The following is a 3,470-nucleotide window of genomic DNA, read 5'->3' as shown; positions in this document are numbered from 1 at the left end:
CCTTGTGCGTGTAGGGCTTCGGGGTCACCGGACTCCTTGTCGGTCGGAGGAGAGGGAGGTCACGTGCTCCAGTGACCGGATGCCGCGCTCCAGCTGATACTGCACATAGGCCGCCACCGTGCCGGACGCCGCGGCGAGGTCGCCCGGAGCGGCAGCATCCACCGTCGCCCAGTCGCCGCCCATCAGGGCACGCAGCAGCGCGAGAGTCGACGCCGAGATCCGCGGGCTTCCCGCCGGGGCGCAGTCGTCGCACACGGTCCCGCCCAGCTGGGGTCCGAAGTGCGAGTGCGGGCCCGGAGCGCCGCAGCGCGCGCAGTCCTCCAGCGCCGGCGCCCAGCCGGACAGCGCCATCACGCGCAGCAGGTAGGAGTCCAGGATGCTGCGGGCGGCATGCTCGCCGCGCGACAGCGACCGCAGGCCGCCGACCAGCAGCAGGTACTGCTCGCTCGTCGCCTCCGCCTCGTTCAGCCGGTCGGCCGTCTCGACCATGGCGCTGGCGGCGGTGAAGCGCTCATAGTCGACCGCGATGTCGGCGCCGTACGCACCGAGCGACTCGGCCTGCTGCACGATGTCCAGCGAGCGGCCCTGGTACAGCTGCACGTCGGCGACCATGAACGGCTCGAGCCGTGAGCCGAACTTCGACGAGGTGCGCCGCACGCCCTTCGCGACCGCCCGGATCTTGCCGTTGCGGCGGGAGAGCATCGTGACGATGCGGTCCGCCTCACCCAGCTTGTGGGTGCGCAGGACCACCGCTTCGTCTCGGTAGGTGGGCACTCAACGATTATCCCCTGCACAGGGAAGAATGGACGGGTGACCGAACCGCTCTTCACCATCCCCTTGTGGGCCGATCTGCTCGGCGTCGGGCTCGGCGGCATCCAGGGCGCCATGTTCGCCTCCGGCTTCCAGGGCGAGCGGCGTCTCGACTGGCTTGGCGTCGCGATCATCGGCATCATGATCGGCATGGGCGGCGGTCTGATCCGCGACCTCCTGATCGGTCAGCCGCCGGCCACGCTGCAGAGCAACTGGTACCTGATCACCGCTGCGGGCGCCGCGCTGTTCGGCATGTTGCTGGCGGGGGTCTTCAACCGCATCAACACCTTCATCGTCGTGCTCGACGCCGTGGTGATCGGGATGTTCGGCGCGTTCGGTGTCAGCAAGGCCATCGCCTTCGGCATCCCTCCGGTCCCCGCTGTGTTCATCGGCGTGTGCGCGGCCGTCGGCGGCGGCGTCCTGCGCGACGTGCTGATGGGGCTGCCGGTCGCCATCATGCACGTCGGCTCGCTCTACGCGGTCGCCGCCGGGGTGGGATGCACGACCACGGTCATCATGAACCTGTTCGACGTCGACATCACCGCCGCCGCCATCACCGGCATCGTCGTGACCGCCGTCATCCGCGTGCTCGCCGTGATCTACGACGTCTCACTGCCCGAGCAGCGCCGTCTCTACCGCCGCAAGGTGGCGACCGAGACGGGGATGATCCCGATCATCAAGCCGTGACGCCTCGGGGGTCCGGCGACCGATGGCCACCGGACCCCCGAAGGACGTGTCACGCCTGGACGAGCTGAGCCTCACGGGTGCGGATCGAGCGGTTCACGCAGGACACGATCGCCTTGAGGGATGCGGTCGAGATGTCGCCGTCGATGCCGACGCCCCACAGCCGGTGGTCGTCCACCTGCAGCTCCACATAGGCCGCAGCCTGGGCGTCGCCTCCGCTGGACATGGTGTGCTCCACGTAGTCGTACAGCGACACGTCGAAGCCGCGCGCACGCAGGATCTCGATGAACGCCGCGATCGGGCCGTTCCCGGTGCCGGCGGTCGCGACGCGCTCATCGCCGTCGCGCAGCACCACGTCGAGCGACACCTCGCCGGTCATGTCGCTGCGGGTCTGGGTGCCCAGCAGCTCGAAACGGCCCCACTTGGCGGCGTCGTCGTCGGCCGGCAGATACTCGTCGGTGAAGATCGACCAGATCTGGTCGCTGGTGACCTCGCCGCCCTCGGCATCCGTCTTCGCCTGCACGACGCCGGAGAACTCGATCTGCAGCTTGCGCGGCAGGTCGAGGGCGTGGTCGGTCTTCAGCAGATAGGCGACGCCGCCCTTGCCGGACTGCGAGTTAACGCGGATGACGGCCTCGTACGAGCGGCCCAGGTCCTTCGGGTCCACCGGCAGGTACGGCACGCCCCATTCGATCTCGTCCACGGAGACGCCCTGCTCCTCGGCCTTCGCGGCCATGGCCTCGAAGCCCTTCTTGATGGCGTCCTGGTGCGAGCCGCTGAACGCGGTGAAGACCAGGTCTCCTGCCCACGGGCTGCGCTCGGGCACGGGCAGCTGGTTGCAGTACTCGACCGTGCGCTTGACCTGGTCGATGTCGCTGAAGTCGATCTGGGGGTCGATCCCCTGGGTGAACAGGTTCACGCCCAGGGCGACGAGGTCGACGTTCCCGGTGCGCTCGCCGTTGCCGAACAGGCATCCCTCGATGCGGTCGGCTCCCGCCATGTAGCCGAGCTCTGCCGCGGCGATCGCGGTGCCGCGGTCGTTGTGCGGGTGCAGCGACAGGATCACGTTCTCGCGGTGCGCCAGGTGCCGGTGCATCCACTCGATCGAGTCGGCGTACACGTTGGGGCTGGCCATCTCGACCGTGGCGGGCAGGTTGATGATCACCTTGCGATCAGGCGTGGGCTCCAGCACCTCGATCACCTCGTTGCACACCTCGACGGCGTACTCCAGCTCGGTGCCCGTGTAGCTCTCCGGGGAGTACTCGTAGTACACCTCGATGCCGGGGATGGTCTTCTCCAGCTTGCGGCACAGGCGCGCGCCCTCCAGGGCGATCTGCTTGACGCCGTCGCGGTCGGAGCGGAAGACGACCTCGCGCTGCAGCACGCTGGTCGAGTTGTAGAAGTGCACGATGGCCTGCTTGGCGCCCGTGATCGCCTCGTAGGTGCGCTCGATGAGGTGCTCGCGGCACTGCGTCAGCACCTGGATCGTGACGTCATCGGGGATCAGGTCCTCCTCGATCAGCTGACGCACGAAGTCGAAGTCGGTCTGGCTGGCCGACGGGAAGCCGACCTCGATCTCCTTGTAGCCCATGCTCACGAGCAGCTCGAACATCACGCGCTTGCGCTCGGGCGACATCGGGTCGATGAGGGCCTGGTTGCCGTCGCGCAGGTCGACCGCGCACCAGCGGGGCGCTTCGGTGATGCGCTTCGAGGGCCAGGTGCGATCCGGGAGATCGACGCGGATCTGCTCGTGGAACGGCCGGTACTTGTGGATCGGCATCGAAGAGGGCTTCTGGTTGTTCTTCATGATGGGGCTTCTTCTTGTCAGAAAACGTGCTCAGGCCAACACAAGCGCCGCGACGAGAGAGGCCCGATGATCAGGACTCGTCGCGGCAGCTAAGAAGAAGCAGACCGCCCAGAGGCATGCAACGATGCTAACACCACGCTTGGCAGAATGCTCATCGCGTGACACCGGC

General features: G+C 67.8%; 3 protein-coding genes. 1 reads left to right on the top strand and 2 read right to left on the bottom strand.

Annotation, left to right across the window (positions count from 1 at the left end):
• Positions 1-24: 24 nt before the first annotated feature.
• Positions 25-774: a DNA repair protein RecO gene (gene recO / locus BGN97_RS14015; RefSeq protein WP_292702724.1), complete on the bottom strand. Its 750-nt coding sequence runs from the start codon at positions 772-774 to the stop codon at positions 25-27.
• Between the two features lie 36 nt (positions 775-810).
• Here recO and BGN97_RS14010 point away from each other — a divergent pair, with 36 nt between their 5' ends.
• Positions 811-1,497, top strand: coding sequence for a TRIC cation channel family protein (locus tag BGN97_RS14010; protein ID WP_292702722.1), 687 nt, complete (start codon positions 811-813; stop codon positions 1,495-1,497).
• A 49-nt stretch (positions 1,498-1,546) separates the two neighbouring features.
• Here the strand turns inward: BGN97_RS14010 and leuA are convergent, their stop codons facing one another.
• Positions 1,547-3,301, bottom strand: coding sequence for a 2-isopropylmalate synthase (gene leuA / locus BGN97_RS14005; protein ID WP_292702719.1), 1,755 nt, complete (start codon positions 3,299-3,301; stop codon positions 1,547-1,549).
• Positions 3,302-3,470 lie beyond the last annotated feature (169 nt).

Origin of the sequence: Microbacterium sp. 69-10 (genome assembly GCF_001897945.1) — a bacterium.
Lineage (GTDB): Bacteria > Actinomycetota > Actinomycetes > Actinomycetales > Microbacteriaceae > Microbacterium.
This window is presented reverse-complemented; position numbering and strand designations above follow the sequence as displayed.

Bases quoted from the DNA above. Each gene is read 5' to 3' on its own strand.
- leuA (WP_292702719.1), bottom strand. From the start codon at position 3,301: ATGAAGAACAACCAGAAGCCCTCTTCGATGCCGATCCACAAGTACCGG.